This window comes from Magnetospirillum fulvum (genome assembly GCF_900108475.1).
In the GTDB taxonomy this organism is placed as follows: Bacteria; Pseudomonadota; Alphaproteobacteria; order Rhodospirillales; family Magnetospirillaceae; genus Phaeospirillum; species Phaeospirillum fulvum_A.
In genome coordinates this window covers 36,045-51,243 of record NZ_FNWO01000013.1, presented here as the reverse complement: position 1 = coordinate 51,243, position 15,199 = coordinate 36,045, and the positions used below count along the sequence as shown (strand labels likewise).

General features: G+C 64.4%; 13 protein-coding genes. 12 read left to right on the top strand and 1 reads right to left on the bottom strand.

The window, feature by feature from the left end; translation table 11 throughout:
- The first annotated feature begins 3 nt into the window (after nucleotides 1-3).
- From tolQ to BLW40_RS14275, 12 genes are all read left to right on the top strand, one after another.
- Entirely contained in the window at nucleotides 4-729 is a 726-nt protein-coding gene (gene tolQ / locus BLW40_RS14330) for a protein TolQ (protein WP_074769752.1), read from the top strand.
- Nucleotides 729-1,178: a protein TolR gene (tolR, locus tag BLW40_RS14325; protein ID WP_021132101.1), complete on the top strand. Its 450-nt coding sequence runs from the start codon at nucleotides 729-731 to the stop codon at nucleotides 1,176-1,178. The genes tolQ and tolR overlap by 1 nt, the downstream gene beginning before the upstream one ends.
- A gap of 8 nt (nucleotides 1,179-1,186) precedes the next feature.
- Nucleotides 1,187-2,140 (top strand): energy transducer TonB, encoded by a 954-nt coding sequence (locus BLW40_RS14320; RefSeq protein WP_074769750.1) that lies wholly within the window; start codon nucleotides 1,187-1,189, stop codon nucleotides 2,138-2,140.
- Nucleotides 2,137-3,483, top strand: a complete 1,347-nt coding sequence (gene tolB / locus BLW40_RS14315; protein WP_074769748.1) for a Tol-Pal system beta propeller repeat protein TolB — start codon at nucleotides 2,137-2,139, stop codon at nucleotides 3,481-3,483. Before BLW40_RS14320 ends, tolB begins: the two co-directional genes overlap by 4 nt.
- Nucleotides 3,484-3,646: 163 nt before the next feature.
- Nucleotides 3,647-4,144: a peptidoglycan-associated lipoprotein Pal gene (gene pal, locus BLW40_RS14310; RefSeq protein WP_074769746.1), complete on the top strand. Its 498-nt coding sequence runs from the start codon at nucleotides 3,647-3,649 to the stop codon at nucleotides 4,142-4,144.
- A 193-nt stretch (nucleotides 4,145-4,337) separates the two neighbouring features.
- Nucleotides 4,338-5,291, top strand: a complete 954-nt coding sequence (ybgF, locus tag BLW40_RS14305; RefSeq protein WP_074769744.1) for a tol-pal system protein YbgF — start codon at nucleotides 4,338-4,340, stop codon at nucleotides 5,289-5,291.
- A gap of 139 nt (nucleotides 5,292-5,430) precedes the next feature.
- Nucleotides 5,431-7,989 carry a penicillin-binding protein 1A gene (locus BLW40_RS14300; protein ID WP_074769742.1) on the top strand — a complete coding sequence of 853 codons (2,559 nt, stop codon included), beginning with the start codon at nucleotides 5,431-5,433 and terminating at the stop codon, nucleotides 7,987-7,989.
- Nucleotides 7,990-8,104: 115 nt separating this feature from the next.
- Nucleotides 8,105-8,479: a YccF domain-containing protein gene (locus BLW40_RS14295; RefSeq protein ID WP_074769740.1), complete on the top strand. Its 375-nt coding sequence runs from the start codon at nucleotides 8,105-8,107 to the stop codon at nucleotides 8,477-8,479.
- Nucleotides 8,480-8,851: 372 nt separating this feature from the next.
- Nucleotides 8,852-10,084, top strand: a complete 1,233-nt coding sequence (locus BLW40_RS14290; RefSeq protein WP_244511203.1) for an acyl-CoA dehydrogenase family protein — start codon at nucleotides 8,852-8,854, stop codon at nucleotides 10,082-10,084.
- Nucleotides 10,085-10,095: 11 nt separating this feature from the next.
- Nucleotides 10,096-10,794, top strand: a complete 699-nt coding sequence (locus BLW40_RS14285; RefSeq protein ID WP_074769739.1) for a histidine phosphatase family protein — start codon at nucleotides 10,096-10,098, stop codon at nucleotides 10,792-10,794.
- 12 nt (nucleotides 10,795-10,806) lie between these two features.
- A complete protein-coding gene (locus tag BLW40_RS14280) occupies nucleotides 10,807-11,583 on the top strand; it encodes an SDR family oxidoreductase (RefSeq protein ID WP_074769737.1) in 777 nt (258 codons plus the stop codon).
- A gap of 20 nt (nucleotides 11,584-11,603) precedes the next feature.
- Entirely contained in the window at nucleotides 11,604-12,437 is an 834-nt protein-coding gene (locus BLW40_RS14275) for an SDR family NAD(P)-dependent oxidoreductase (RefSeq protein WP_074769876.1), read from the top strand.
- Nucleotides 12,438-12,651: 214 nt separating this feature from the next.
- Here the strand turns inward: BLW40_RS14275 and BLW40_RS14270 are convergent, their stop codons facing one another.
- Nucleotides 12,652-14,835: a methyl-accepting chemotaxis protein gene (locus BLW40_RS14270; protein ID WP_074769735.1), complete on the bottom strand. Its 2,184-nt coding sequence runs from the start codon at nucleotides 14,833-14,835 to the stop codon at nucleotides 12,652-12,654.
- Nucleotides 14,836-15,199: the final 364 nt, after the last annotated feature.

Here is a 15,199-nt window from a genome sequence, read left to right as displayed (position 1 = left end):
ATCATGGATCCAACGCAGACGGCGGCGGTCGCGGGCGCGGCCATGCAGCATGACCTCTCGATGTGGGCGCTGTTCATGCGCGCCGACGTCATCGTCAAGTTGGTGATGCTGGCGCTGATCGGCGCCTCGTTCTGGTGCTGGGCGATCATCTTCGACAAGATCATGAAGGTGCGTCAGCTCACCCAGCGCGCCGATCAATTCGAGGAATCGTTCTGGTCGGGCGGCTCGCTCGAAGAATTGTACGACCGGATCGGCTCGCGACCGCTCGACCCGATGTCGTCGGTGTTCGTCGCCGCGATGCGGGAATGGCGCCGTACCGCCGCCAAGGGGCTGGCCGACCGTGACACCACGCGGGCCAGTCTGCCCCAGCGGATCGACCGGGTGATGAACGTGACGCTCGGCCGTGAGATGGATTTGCTGGAACGCCGCCTGGGCTTCCTCGCCTCGGTCGGTTCGACCGCGCCGTTCGTCGGCCTGTTCGGCACCGTGTGGGGCATCATGAACAGCTTCCAGTCGATCGCGGCGACAAAGAACACCTCGCTCGCCGTCGTCGCTCCCGGCATCGCCGAGGCGCTGTTCGCCACCGCTCTCGGTCTGGTCGCGGCCATCCCGGCGGTGATCGCCTATAACAAAATCTCCACCGACCTCGACCGCTATGGCAAGCGGCTGGAGAACTTCGCCGGCGAGTTCGGCGCGATCTTGTCGCGTCAACTGGAGGAGAAGATCTGATGGGCGCCTCGGTCGGCAATCGCCGGGGCAAGGCCAAATTCCGGCCGATGGCCGAGATCAACGTGACCCCGATGGTCGACGTGATGCTGGTGTTGCTGATCATCTTCATGGTGACGGCGCCGTTGCTGACCGCCGGGGTCCAGGTCGATCTGCCCAAGACCCAGGCGACGCCGCTGAAAGGCGACGACACGCCGCTGTCGGTCACCGTCGATGCCCACGGCAAGATCTGGATTCAGGAAACCGAGGTCAAGCTGGAGGATCTTGCCCCCCGCTTGCAGGCGATCACCTCGCAAAAGCCTGAAACCCGGATCTTTGTCCGCGGTGACAAAACCATCGATTACGGTCGGGTGATGGAGGTTATGGGGGTGCTGAGCGCCGCCGGCTTCCCCAAGGTTGCCCTGGTCACAGAGGTCCGGGGCGCCGCCGACGGCGCCAAGGCGAAACGCTAGGGCGCGTCATGGAAATCCGGCGGGAAAGCTATATCTATTCCGGCCTTCTGCACTTTCTGGTAGTGCTGTTGGCGATTTTCGGACTCCCTCAATTCTGGCGCGAACCGCCGGTCGAGGAGACTCCGATGATCGTCGATATCGTGCCGATCGGGGCCAAGACCAATCCGCCCCCCTTGCGCGACGACAAGCCCCAGCCCGAACCGCAGAAGACCGCCGAACCGACTCCCGAGCCGCCCAAGCCCGAGCCGGTCAAACCCGAACCCAAACCGACGCCGCCGCCGCCGCCCACTCCGGCCCCGGCTCCGCCGCCACCGCCTCCCACTCCGACACCGCCGCCGCCCAAGCCCGAGCCGAAGCCCGAGCCTGAACCCGCGCCGGTGCCCAAACCCGAACCGCGTCCCGAGCCGAAGCCCGAGCCGCCGAAACCGCAGCCGCGTCCCGAGCCGCCCAAGCCGCAGAAGGACGTCAAGGACGAGCTTGATTCGCTGTTGAAGTCGGTCGACAAGAAAAAGCCGCAACAGCCGCAGGACGAACTCGACAAGCTGCTGAAATCGGCGGAGAAGCTGAAATCCTCGACGCCCGAAGCCAAATCGGCGACCCAGCCGCAGCCGCAATCGGTGCGCGGATCGAGCATGCACAATCCTAACGAGACGGTCTCGATGACGGAAAAGGACGCGATCCGCGCCCATGTCGAGCGGTTCTGGAATGTTCCGGCCGGGGCCAAGGATGCCGACAAGCTGATCGTGCTGGTCCGCGTTTCGGTGCTGCCCGACGGAACCGTCACCGACGCCCAGATCGTGCCCGACGCCGTCCAGATGCTGAACCCGTATTATCAGGCCGCCGCCGACAGCGCCCGCCGTGCCGTTCGCGCCGCCAGTCCGTTGCCGATTCCGGTCAACAAGTACGATCAGTTCAAAGACTTCACTCTCGCCTTCAACCCGAAATTCGCGGCAGGAAGATGATATTCATGTCTCGCATCCGCTTGCTGGCGGCAGTGGCCGTCACCCTGATCTTCGGACTGGCGACCTTCGCCAGTCCGACCCGTGCCCAGGTGCGCATCGACATCACCAACGGACAGATGCGTCCCTTGCCCATCGCCATCCCCGATTTCGCCGGGACCAGCGGCCAGGAAAATCAGGTCGGGCGCGATATCGCCCGCGTGGTTTCGGCCGATCTGGAACGGTCGGGCCTGTTCAAGCCGATTGATCCCCGCGCCTTCATCCAGACGGTGGCCTCGCTGCAAATCCAGCCGCGTTTCCCCGATTGGAAGGCGATCAACGCCGAGGCTCTGGTCCAGGGCAAGACCGAGATCGGGCCGGACGGCCGCATCCGGGTCGAGTTCCGGCTGTGGGACGTGATGTCCGAGGCCTATATGACCGGCTGGACCCTGTCCTCGTCCCCGGCCGATTGGCGGCGGCTGTCGCACAAGGTCGCCGACGCGATCTATAAGCGCGTCACCGGCGAGGACGGCTATTTCGACACCCAGATCGTCTATGTTGCCGAATCCGGTCCGAAGAACGACCGCAAGAAGCGTCTGGCGATCATGGATCAGGATGGCGAGAATCATCGCTTCCTGACCGAGGGCGGCGAACTGGTCCTGACCCCCCGCTTCTCGCCCAGCGCCCGCGAGATCACCTACCTGTCCTATTTCCGGGGGGTGCCTCGGGTCTATATCTTCAATCTCGACACCGGTCGGCGGGAAGCGCTGGGGAATTTCCCCGGCATGACCTTCGCGCCCCGTTTCTCGCCCGACGGCAACAAGGTCATCTTCAGCATGGCCGAGGACGGCAACACCGAAATCTACGAAATGAACCTGATGACCCGCAGCAAGGCGCGGCTCACCAACAATCCGGCGATTGATACCGCTCCCAGCTATGCCCCCGACGGGTCGCAGATCGTGTTCGAATCCGACCGCGGCGGCGGGCAGCAGCTTTATGTGATGAGCGCGGGCGGCGGCGGAGCCAACCGGATCAGCTTTGGCGATGGACGCTATGCGACTCCGGTCTGGAGCCCGCGCGGCGACCTGATCGCCTTTACCAAGCAGAAGGGCGGGCGTTTCTTCATAGGTGTCATGCGTCCCGACGGTTTGGGCGAGCGTCTGCTGGCCGAAGGCTTCCTGGTCGAAGGTCCGACCTGGGCGCCGAACGGACGCGTTTTGGCGTTTTGGCGTGATTCTCCCTCGGATGAGCGGGGACGCGGCCAATCCGTCCGTCTCTACACGATTGACCTGACCGGCGTGAACGAACGGGTCCTGCTTACACCCGTCGATGGATCGGACCCCGCGTGGTCCCCCTTGATTCCCTAGGATTATCTTAGTATAGTCCGCGCCGATTAGGGTTTGTTCCTCATGACGCCGCGCCCTCCGTGGTCGGCGTCATTTTGGAAGCTTGCCGACCCCCGTCGGCATTGCTCTCTATGGCTCAATCTTGGAATTCAATTCCCGTCGCATTGAGGGGGAGTCCTCAAATATGAAACTGCGTTTCCTCAGCATCGTTGCCGCTGCCGCCCTGGTCGCGGCTTGCGAATCCGCCCCTGAAAACACCGGCGCCGCTTCTGGCGGTGGCGTTTCCGCTCCGCCGCCGGCTCGTACCGCTCCGGCCGGTATCGTCAAGGGCTCGAAGGAAGACTTCATCGCCAACGTCGGCGACCGGGTTTTCTTTGATCTCGACAAGTCGTCCTTGCGGGCCGACGCCAAGGCTACCCTGGACAAGCAGGCTGCCTGGCTGAAGACCTACCAGAACTACTCGTTCACCGTCGAAGGCCACGCCGACGAGCGCGGCACTCGCGAGTACAACCTTGCCCTGGGCGAGCGTCGTGCGAATTCCGTGCGTGAATACCTGATCGCCAACGGCGTTGCCGCTTCGCGCGTCAAGGTCGTCAGCTACGGCAAGGAGCGCCCGGTTGCCCTCGGCTCGAACGAGGCGGCCTGGTCTCAGAACCGTCGCGGCGTGACCGTCCTGAACTAATCAGGATCTCTCACGACGTGTGAGTAAGGGGGCGCCCGCCGTCCGTCTGGTCCTGGACCGGCGGGTCGGTCGGGCGCCTTCCCTTTTTTGTCTGTTCGCTTCGCCATCGCCGCTTCACGCGCGGTGGCCCGCCCCGGTTCCGGTCCGGGCTTCGCCCCGCCGCGAGCGCAACGTCTAATCGAAGGTTGATCCCTTGCGACGCCAGCTCCTCTTCTCCGCCTTGTCCGTTCTGATCTGCGTCGGCGTGGTTCCGGAAACGGCCCTGGCGCAAAGCGATAGCCGGGGCTATGGCGGCACGGTGATCCGCTCCCCGGCGATGGGAGGCGGCGTGATCTCCTCGTCCGGCTCGGACGTGCCGCTGGCCGGTAATCAGGCGTCGCGGTTGGAAGACCGTATCAACGAACTCGAAGACCTCAACCGCCAGCTGACTGGCAAGGTCGAGGAAGCCAATTTCAAGGCAGCCCAGCTTGCCAAGCAGCTTGAACGGATGCAGGCCGATATCGACCTGCGCTTCAAGGAGCTTCAGGACGGCAAGGGCGCGCAGATGTCGATGCCCGCCGCCTCTGCTGGCACCGCTGCGGTTCCGCCGCCGCCCGCGACCACCGCCAGCGGGGCGCCAGTGCTGATCCCGCCCAAGGGCGCTGTCGCGCCGGGCACCAACGCCGCCAGCAATGCTGGCCCGGCTCCCGGCCCGGCGTTGTTGGGTCAGATGCCCGCGACCAAGGCGGCGACGGCTCCGGCCGCGCCTGCCGCGCCCAAGGATCCGCAATCGGCTTATGACGAGGCCTATGGGCTGGCGCAGAAGGGCGATTACGACGAGGCGGAGCGGGCGTTCCAGACTTTCCTGAAGACCTATCCCAACCACGCTTTGGCCGGGAACGCCCAATATTGGCTGGGCGACATCGCCTTTTCCCAACGCAAGGATTTCGCTCAATCGGCGCGGCTGTTCGGCGAGGCCTACAAGAAATATCCCAAGCACAGCAAGGCTCCGGACATGCTGTACAAACTGGGGGCCTCGTTCGGCCAGCTCGACATGAAGGATCAGGCGTGCCGCGCCTATACCCTGTTGTTTGCCGAGCATCCCGACATGCCCGACCGGGTCAAGCGGGCTGCCAATGCCGACCGTCAGCGTCTGGGCTGCAAGTAAGACCGGCGACCCTTTGATTTGACTTATTCGCCGGTATAAGGGGGCGGTGCCCCCGCGCCTGTCGGGCATCTTCCCCAGGCGTCACCACCCGCGAGGACCGGCCGACCGGCCGGGCCGGTTGCCGGAGGTTCCGTTTCCGATGTTCCGTTTTTTGCTCGGCGTTATCAGCCTGGTCTTGTTGCTTGCCATCACGATGACGGGAGGGGTGCTGTTCGCGTTCTGGCATTTCGGCCGCGATCTGCCCGACTACCATCAATTGGCCAATTACGATCCGCCGGTGACGACGCGGGTCTATGGCGGCGACGGTCGGCTGGTGGCGGAATACGCCGTCGAGAAGCGGGTATTCGTGCCGCTGACGGCAATTCCCCAGATCGTCAAGGATGCCTTCCTCTCCGCCGAGGATAAGAGCTTCTATACCCATCCCGGCATCGACCCGGTCGGCATTGCCCGTGCCATCGTCGTCAATCTGCGCAACAAGGGGATCGGGGCCGACCGCCGTCCGGTCGGGGCCTCGACGATCACCCAGCAGGTGGCGAAGAACTTCCTGCTGACCAACGAGGTGTCGATCGAGCGCAAGGTCAAGGAAGCGATTCTGGCGCTTCGGATCGAACGCGCCTTCACCAAGGATCACATCCTCGAACTCTATCTCAACGAAATCTATCTGGGCTCGGGCTCCTATGGCGTGGCGGCGGCGGCGCTCAATTATTTCGACAAGGGGCTGGACGAACTGACCCCGGACGAGGCCGCCTATCTCGCCGCCCTGCCCAAGGCTCCCAACAATTACAATCCGTTCCGCCATCCCCAGGCCGCGCGGGAACGCCGCGACTGGGTGTTGGGACGGATGGCCGAGGACGGCAAGATCACCGCGTCGGAATATCAGCTTGCCCTGGCCCAGCCGCTCGAGGTCCGCTCCCGCAAGGAGATGCAGGCGACCCAAGGCGCCGATTATTTCGCCGAGGATATCCGCCGCGAACTTCAGGCCAAATATGGCGAGGGAGCGCTGTATCGTGGCGGGCTGGTGGTGCGCGCCTCGATGGATGCCGAGCTTCAGGCGATGGGCACCCGGGTGCTGCGCCGCGGTTTGTCGCAGTACGACCGCCGCCACGGCTGGCGCGGCCCGGTCGGGCATGTCGCTTCCGGCGTCGATCCGGTGCGGGCGTTGGCCGGGTTGCAGCGCCCCGGTGGGGCCGAAGACTGGGAATTGGCAATCGTTACCGGCCTCACCGATAGCGAGGCGGTGTTGAGCCTTGCCGACGGCCATGCCGGTCATCTGCCGATCGCCGAATTGAAGTGGGCGCGCCGCGTCCTCGAAAAAAGCGGCCTGGGGCCGGTGCCGCGCCGTCCCGGCGATATCCTGACCCCCGGCGACGTGATCCTGGTCGAAGCGGTCGGCAAGGGCGACGACGGAAAAGCCTACGGACCCGCCACCTATACCCTGCGTCAGGTTCCCAAGGTCGAAGGCGCGCTGGTCGCGATTGATCCTCATACCGGTCGCGTGCTGGCGATGATCGGCGGCTGGTCCTATGGCAAAAGCCAGTTCAACCGCGCCAGTCAGGCGATGCGCCAGCCCGGCTCGTCGTTCAAGCCGTTCATCTATCTGTCGGCGCTGGAAAACGGCTATACGCCGTCGTCCCTGGTGCTCGACGCCCCGATCGCGCTGTCGCAGGGGCCGGGCCTGCCGATGTGGCGGCCGAAGAACTATCACGACGATTACCTGGGGCCGACCACCCTGCGCGTCGGCATCGAGAAGTCGCGCAACCTGATGACCGTCCGTCTCGCCCAGGCGCTGGGGATGGAAAAGGTCGCCGACATGTCGGGCCGCTTTGGCATCTATGACAATCTGCCGCATCAATTGGCGATGGCGCTGGGGGCGGGCGAGACCACCCCGCTGCGCCTGACCGCGGCCTATGCGATGCTGGTCAATGGCGGCAAGAAGCTGCGTCCGACCCTGATCGACCGTATTCAGGACCGCAACGGCAAGACGATCTTCAGCCACGATCTGCGCTTTTGCGATGGCTGTTCGGCGCCGCGTTATTCCGGCCAGGACATGCCGACCCTGCCCGACATCCGCGAACAGATGGTCGATCCGGTGTCGGCTTATCAGATGGTCAGCATCCTCGAAGGCGTCGTCCAGCGCGGTACTGGTACCTCGGTCAAGGCGGTCGGCAAGCCGCTCGGGGGGAAAACCGGCACCTCGAACGATTCGAACGACGTCTGGTTCGTCGGCTTCTCGCCCGATCTTGCCGTCGGCGTGTTCGTCGGCTTTGACGACCCCGCCTCGCTGGGGCCGAAGGAAACCGGCGGTTCGGTCGCGGCGCCGATCTTCCGCGATTTCATGATGGAAGCGTTGAAGGACAAGCCCGCGACTCCGTTCCGGATGCCGCCCGGCGTGCGGCTGGTCCGGGTCGATCCCCGCACCGGGCGTCCGGCGATGCCGGGCGATACCAAATCGATCTATGAGGCGTTCAAGAGCGCCGACCGGATGCCCGGCGACGAGGAGGGGGTTCTGGAAGGCGACGGCTCCGCCGACGGGGGCTTCAGCTTTGCCCCTTATCTCGGTGCCGAGGAAGGGGCCAGCCCGACCCAGATGGAAGTGGTCCCCGGAACCGATCCGACGCTTCCGAGCGTGCCGTCGGACCCATCGGCTCCGGTTACGACGGCTCCCTCGGCGGCTCCCTCGGCCGGGGGGCTTTACTAACAAGCCGGTCTTCTCCACTCTTCCCCGGTCGGGCATGGGCCTGACCCCGACCGGGGGCGTCCGGTGCGGCATCGGCCACGGGCGATCATCCCCGATCCGGGCGAGGAGGAACGGCATGTCTCTGATTCTCAACATCCTGTGGCTGGTGTTCGGTGGCTTGCCGATGGCGTTCGGCTGGCTGATTGCCGCCGCGATCATGGCAATCACCATCGTCGGGCTCCCCTGGACCCCGGCGGCGTTGCGGCTGGCTGGCTATACCCTGCTGCCGTTCGGCCAGACCGTAATCGAGGCCCCGGAATCCGGGGCGCTGTCCACCCTTGGCAACATCGTCTGGTTCGTGCTGGCGGGCTGGTGGCTGGCGCTCGGCCATCTGATCGTCGCGGTCGGGCTGGCGATCACCATCATCGGCATTCCGTTCGCCTGGGCGCACTTGAAGCTCGCCCGTCTTAGCCTGACCCCGGTCGGCAAGATCGTCATTCCCGCTGCCTGATCGGCGGGTCCGAGTCCAATTAGGGGGCGTTTCGTCCCCCAATCCCCCCTTCGCGCCATCATTGCCGCGGGAGCGTATCCGCTCCCGCTTGGGCCGCTCTGTCGGCCCTATCATGCATCAATCTAATTATAAATAATCCAGACAATTCATTGGATTGATGTCCTGGGCTGGATTACCTCTGATTGCAGGTCGAACGGCGGGCTCGTCATCTTTTCCGGAACGTCTCCGGATCGACGGAAAGAGCCGACGTCCGCCGGTCGAGTGGTTTCCTTTGTGTGTCTCCGGTGTCTTCAGGGGGAAGACTCCCACTTGGGCCGGGCAGCCTTGCCGCTTGGCCCACTTTTTTTGACATTGCCGTAGGGGGTGTCCGCGATGGACCAGGGTCCGATGTTCGACGAGTTGACTCCGCGCAGCCGTGATTTGTGCCGCCGCGTCAGTGACTTTCTGGCCGAGCATTATTACCCGCGCGAAGCCGAGCTGTTCGCTCAGGTCGCCCAGGGGCCGACCCGGTGGAAACCGCTTCCCCTGCTGGAGGAATTGAAGGACAAGGCCAAGGCGGCCGGGCTGTGGAACCTGTTCCTGGCCGAAAGCGAGTATGGCGCCGGTCTGCTCAATCTCGAATACGCCCCTTTGGCCGAGATCATGGGGCGCAGCCACTTCGCCTCGGAAGTGTTCAACTGTTCCGCCCCCGATAGCGGCAATATGGAGGTGCTGGTCCGCTATGGCACGCCCGAGCAAAAGGCGCGCTGGCTCGAACCGCTGCTGGCGGGCGAGATCAGAAGCGGATTCGCGATGACCGAGGCGGCGGTGGCCAGTTCCGATGCCACCAACATCTGCACCGACATCCGCCGCGACGGCGACCAATACGTCATCAACGGCACCAAATGGTGGACCAGCGGGGCCAACGATACCCGCTGCAAAATCCTGATCGTGATGGGCAAGACCGATGCCGCCAATCCGAACCGCCATCTTCAGCAATCGATGATCCTGGTGCCGCTCGACACTCCCGGCGTCACGGTCAAACGCTGGGTGCCGGTGTTCGGCTATGACGACGCTCCCCACGGCCACGCCGAAATCCGCTTCCGCGATGTCCGGGTTCCCGCCAGCAATATTCTGCTGGGCGAGGGGCGCGGCTTCGAGATCGCCCAGGGTCGCCTGGGACCGGGGCGGATTCACCATTGCATGCGGGCGATCGGCGCGGCGGAACGGGCGCTGGAACTGATGTGCCGCCGCCTGCTGGCGCGGGTCGCGTTCGGCAAGCCGCTGGCGACCCAATCGGTCTGGCACGAGCGGATCGCCGAATGTCGGGCGATGATCGATCAGGCCCGTCTGCTGACCTACAAGGCCGCCCACATGATGGACACCGTCGGCAACAAGGCGGCGCGCAAGGAAATTGCCCTGATCAAGGTGGTGGCCCCCAACGTCGCCTGCAAAGTGATTGATTGGTCGATCCAGGCCCATGGCGGAGCCGGGGTCAGCGACGATGTGCCGCTGGCCTGGATGTATGCCTGCGCCAGGACTCTGCGGATCGCCGACGGCCCGGACGAGGTTCACCGCGCCCAGGTCGCCAAGTTGGAATTGCGTCAATACATGGCCCCGGCCTGATCGGAGTCGCGATGGGGCAGGTCTATCTGGTCCGCCATGGTCAGGCTTCGTTCGGCAGCCGTGATTACGACCGGCTGTCGCCGCTGGGCGAGGAACAGAGCCGGATGCTCGGCCGCTGGTTCTCGACTGCCGAGCTTGGCATCGACCGGGTGGTGACTGGTGGGTTACGCCGTCACCTCCAGACCGCCGAGGCGTTTCTGGCCGCCCGGACCGATGCTCCTTTGCCGCTGACCCAGGATGGCGGTTTTGACGAGTTCGATTTCCTGGACGTGTTGCGCTGCTTCCGTCCCGAACTCGACTCGCATGATTCCATCCGGGGCTTTCTCGCCGCCGGTGAGAATCCCCGCCGCGACTTCCAGACGGTGTTTTCCGCCGCCGTGGCGCGCTGGGCCGGGGGCGGCCACGATGGCGAGTACCGCGAAAGCTGGAGCGTGTTTCGTGACCGCTGCGTTGCCGCCTTCCGCCGTCAAATCGAGGCGGCCCCCAAAGCGGGCGGCACCGTGATCTTTACTTCGGGTGGGCCGATCGCCGCGATCTGCCAGCATCTGCTGGGCCTGTCCGACGAGGCGACCGTCGGGCTCAACAACATCCTGGTCAATAGCGGCGTCACCCGAATCCTCCATGACCGCGCGCGGGCCAGCCTGCTGTCGCTCAATTCCTTCGCCCATCTCGAAACAGGTGGCGACAAAAGCAAGATCACCAACCGATAGGAAGGTTTCATCATGTCCGCGTCCGTTTCCGCGCTTTTCGACCTGACCGGCAAGGTGGCGCTGATTACCGGCGCCAGCCGGGGCATCGGGGCGGCGATCGCCCGCACCCTGGCCGCCTCTGGGGCGCATGTGATCGTCTCTAGCCGCAAGGAAGAGGAGTGCGAGAGCGTCGCCGCCGCGATTCGCGACAGCGGCGGCAGCGCCGAGGCCCTGGCCTGTCATATCGGCGAGATGGAGCAGATCGAATCGGCGTTCGAGCGGATCTCGGCGCAGCATGGGCGGCTTCACATCCTGGTCAACAATGCCGCGACCAATCCCTATTTCGGGCCGCTGATCGACACCGATCTGGCCGCGTTCCAGAAGACCGTCGATGTCAACATCCGGGGCTATTTCTTCATGTCGGCGCGGGGAATGAAGCTGATTGCCGCCAGTGGCGGCGGCAGCATCGTCAATGTCGCCTCGGTCAATGGAGTCCGCCCGGCGGCGGGGCAGGGTCTCTATTCGATGACCAAGGCGGCGGTGATCTCGCTGACCCAGGCCTGCGCGCTGGAGGGCGGGCCGCTGGGGGTCCGGGTCAATGCCCTGCTGCCCGGTTTGACTGACACCAAATTCGCGTCGGCGCTGACCGGCAATCCCAAGATTCTGGCCGGGGTCACCCAGCGTCTGCCGCTGGGTCGCGCCGCCCAGCCCGACGAGATGGTGGGCGCGGTGCTGTATCTGGTGTCGCCGTCGGCCAGCTACACCACCGGGGCCTGCCTCACCGTCGATGGCGGCTATCTCGTCTCCTGATTATGCAAGGAATCCGCACCATGGAACTGCAAGGAAAGACCGCGATCATCACTGGCGCCGCCAGCGGCTTCGGCCGTGAATTCGCCGTGCTGTGCGCCGCCGAGGGGATGAATCTGGTTCTCGCCGATCTCGACGTCGCCGGTCTGGCCGCGACCAAAGACCTGGTTGCCGCGACCGGCGTTGGCATCCTGACCGTTCCCACCAACGTCGCCAAGCCCGAGCAGGTCGAGGCGCTGGCCGAGCAGACCTGGGAGCGGTTCGGCGGCGGTCACCTGCTGTTCAACAATGCTGGAGTCGCCGCCGCCGGTCCGGTCTGGTCCGCGACGCTGGAAGACTGGAAATGGGTGCTGGACGTCAATCTGATGGGGGTGGTCCACGGCATCCGCAGCTTCGTGCCGCGGATGATCGCCCAGGGCGGCCCGGCCCATGTCGTCAACACCGCCTCGGTGGCGGGGTTGGTGTCGCCGCCGGGGATGAGCGTCTATTGCGTCAGCAAACACGCGGTGGTGACGCTGTCGGAATGCCTCTATCACGATCTGCGGCTGGCCGGGACCAAGATCGGGGTGTCGGTGCTGTGTCCCGGCTTCGTCAAGACCGGGATCGCCGAGTCCCACCGCAACCGACCGGCCGAATTGCGTGCCACCAATCCGATGGCTCCGGTCTATGGCGAGAAGATCCGCCAAGTCATCGAAGCCAGCACGATCACCGCCCGCGACATCGCCGAACAGACGATTGCGGCGGTGATCGAGGACCGCTTCTATATCGTCACCCATCCCGAGAGCGATTGCGGGGTGTCGGCGCGTCTGACCGGCATCTTGCAGCGCGACGCCCCCAAAATGCCCCAGATCGCCTGATCCATCCCGGTCTGGAAAGCTCCCAGCGGCGACGAATGTGTGCGCCGCCGGGGGCTCTAATACCAAATCCCCGTGAGTGAAACTCATGGGGATTTGGTTAGGCCCAAGGGGCCGCGCGGCTTATGGCCTGGGAAGGCAAGGGTTTCTTCGATCCCCGCCCGCCGTTTGAGGGCCTCGGTGATCGGTTCCGATCACCGAGGCATGGTATAACGCTCTAGCCGCGGATGCTGGCCAGGAAGCTGGCGACTTCGGTCCGCAGCCGATCCGCGCTGCCGGTCATCGAGTTGGCCGAGCCCAGAACGGTTTCCGCCGCCTGTCCGGTCGAGAGGACCGCATTGGTGACGCCGCCGATATTGGCCGAGACATCCTGGGTTCCCTGCGCCGCCTGCTGGACGTTGCGGGCGATTTCCTTGGTCGCCGCGCCTTGTTGTTCGACCGAGGCGGCGATGCCCGACGAGATTTCCCGCACATTGTCGATGACCTCGCCAATCGTCTTGATAGCGGCGACAGCGCGGCGGGTTTCGTCCTGAACCGCGCCGATCTGGGTGCCGATTTCCTCGGTCGCCTTGGCGGTCTGGTTGGCGAGGTGTTTGACTTCGCCCGCGACGACGGCAAAGCCCTTGCCGGCGTCACCGGCCCGGGCCGCCTCGATCGTCGCGTTCAAGGCCAGCAGGTTGGTCTGGGCCGCGATGTCGTTGATCAGCTTGACCACCTCGCCGATGCGGTCGGCGGCGGTGGCAAGCGTCTGCACCATCACGTTGGTCCGTCCCGCTTCTTCCGAGGCGGTCTTGGAGATTTTGGCCGCTTCGCTGACCTGACGGTTGATCTCGGTGATCGAGGCCGACAATTGCTCGGCGGCCGAGGCGACGGTCTGGACGTTCTCGGTGGCGGAATCCGCCGCCGCCGCGATCGAACCGGCCTGGGTGCTGGCCTGACGGGCCGCCGCCGACATCGATTGCGCCGTCGATTGCATCCCCTCGGCCGAACTGGCGACTTCGCGGACGAGACCCATCACGCTCGCCTCGAAACTGTCGGCCAGATTTTCCCGCGCCTGCTTGCGCTCCGCCGCAGTGTGGGCGGCGGCCTCGGCTTGTTCGGCCTGCAATGCCTCGATGCGGATCGCGTTGTCCTTGAACACCTGGACCGCCTGGGCCATCTGGCCGATTTCATCGACCTGATCGCGCGAGGGGACGTCGATCGATTTGTCGCCCGCAGCCAGACGCTTCATCGCGTCGGTCATGGCGACGATCGGACGGGCGACGCCGCCTGCGGCCACCCACATGATCGCGATCGCGGCGAGGGCCACCAGCGTGCTGGTCAGAGCCGACCATGTCACCGAACTGGAGGCCCGTTCGGTCAGACTCTGGCCCAGGGTGTTGGCTTCAGCCATCACGACGTTGCGGGGAACCTCGATCAGCACCGACCATGGCTTTTCGGTCCGTCCCAACTGGATCGCGGCGAAGGTGCGCAGGGTGTCGCCTTGCCATTCCGTACTGTTGCGACCCGATTGGACGGTCGATAGATCGGTTTGCCAGGTTTGGGAATGGCTCGAATAGGATTGTCCGATCAACTCGGGATTGGCGCTGTCGGCGACGATCAGACCCATATTGCTGAGGATCACCACCTTGTTCTTGCCGCCGAACAGACTGCGACTGACATCCAGAGCCAGCTTCTGGACGAATTCGAGGTTGAAATCGGCCCCGGCGACGCCTGAGAACTTGCCCTTGGCGACAATCGGCACCGACAGGGTGGCAAGATAGACCTGACGACCCTGAACGATGTAGGGAAGCGGGTCGAGCACGCTTTCCCGTCCGTTGCTCTGCGGGCCGATATACCAGCCTCCCTTCATCACGCCGTTGGGATGAAGGTCGCGGCTGTCATACTCGACCAGGGCCTGCATCGCGATCTTGCCCGACTGGTCGCGGTTCCAATACGGGATGAAGCGCCCGGTGGCATCGGTGCCGGTGTCGCGGCGATTGCGAAACGCCTCGTCGTTGCCGTCAAGGGCGTTGGGCTCCCAGGCGGTATAGGTGCCGTTGAATCGTTCGTTGTTTTTCAGCACGTTCAACAGGATGTCGTTGATATGGCGACGGCGGATATCCGTCGCCATCCCGCCCTCGGCCGCAGGCGAAACGATCATGGCGAAGGTGTGAGCCATCGTTCGCGCCGCGATCAGGGCGGAATCGAACTCGGACCGCAACAAACCGGCCTGGGCGCTGGCCAGATTGTTCATCGATTCGCGGGTCTTGGAATCGAGGATTTCCGAGGTTCGGCTGACCACGAAATCGTTGCCCGATCTGGTGGTGATAACGCCGTACACGACCTGGACCGAAATCGCTCCGATGAGGCAGAGCCCGGCGAAAATAGCAATTTTCGCTTTGATTGATGTCAGCTTCATCCTCCCCCTCCATCGTCATAGAGTTGTCGGGCCGCGAATCGGTCATCGGCCATATGCGTTGAGTATGATGGTACACGAAGGGGGCTTTTGTGTCGAGAATAGCCGGGCGACTGCGGCTTTCATTAAGTCGGGTCAGTTTCGATCCGGGGACGAGGTTTTGAGTGTTGCCGCCTCTGGTTAAGCCGGGACGATGGGCGCGCCTCTTCCCGCGAGTGCTGAGGGGGGGCGACATCCCTCCCAGCCTTGTTGCGCTTCATGATAAGGTGCGGCAAAGCCATTTGAGAGCGGGATCGTGATCGTGAGCGGTGCAGGGGGTACGACGTCGTCGAATGAACCGAGCCGCGATGGTGGCGCAAGGCTGGAT

Coding starts and splice junctions, on each gene's coding strand:
- BLW40_RS14295 (WP_074769740.1), top strand. CDS start 8,105: ATGTCTCTGATTCTCAACATCCTGTGGCTGGTGTTCGGTGGCTTGCCG.
- BLW40_RS14290 (WP_244511203.1), top strand. CDS start 8,852: ATGGACCAGGGTCCGATGTTCGACGAGTTGACTCCGCGCAGCCGTGAT.
- BLW40_RS14300 (WP_074769742.1), top strand. CDS start 5,431: ATGTTCCGTTTTTTGCTCGGCGTTATCAGCCTGGTCTTGTTGCTTGCC.
- BLW40_RS14280 (WP_074769737.1), top strand. CDS start 10,807: ATGTCCGCGTCCGTTTCCGCGCTTTTCGACCTGACCGGCAAGGTGGCG.
- tolQ (WP_074769752.1), top strand. CDS start 4: ATGGATCCAACGCAGACGGCGGCGGTCGCGGGCGCGGCCATGCAGCAT.
- pal (WP_074769746.1), top strand. CDS start 3,647: ATGAAACTGCGTTTCCTCAGCATCGTTGCCGCTGCCGCCCTGGTCGCG.
- tolR (WP_021132101.1), top strand. CDS start 729: ATGGGCGCCTCGGTCGGCAATCGCCGGGGCAAGGCCAAATTCCGGCCG.
- BLW40_RS14320 (WP_074769750.1), top strand. CDS start 1,187: ATGGAAATCCGGCGGGAAAGCTATATCTATTCCGGCCTTCTGCACTTT.
- BLW40_RS14275 (WP_074769876.1), top strand. CDS start 11,604: ATGGAACTGCAAGGAAAGACCGCGATCATCACTGGCGCCGCCAGCGGC.
- BLW40_RS14285 (WP_074769739.1), top strand. CDS start 10,096: ATGGGGCAGGTCTATCTGGTCCGCCATGGTCAGGCTTCGTTCGGCAGC.
- BLW40_RS14270 (WP_074769735.1), bottom strand. CDS start 14,835: ATGAAGCTGACATCAATCAAAGCGAAAATTGCTATTTTCGCCGGGCTC.
- tolB (WP_074769748.1), top strand. CDS start 2,137: ATGATATTCATGTCTCGCATCCGCTTGCTGGCGGCAGTGGCCGTCACC.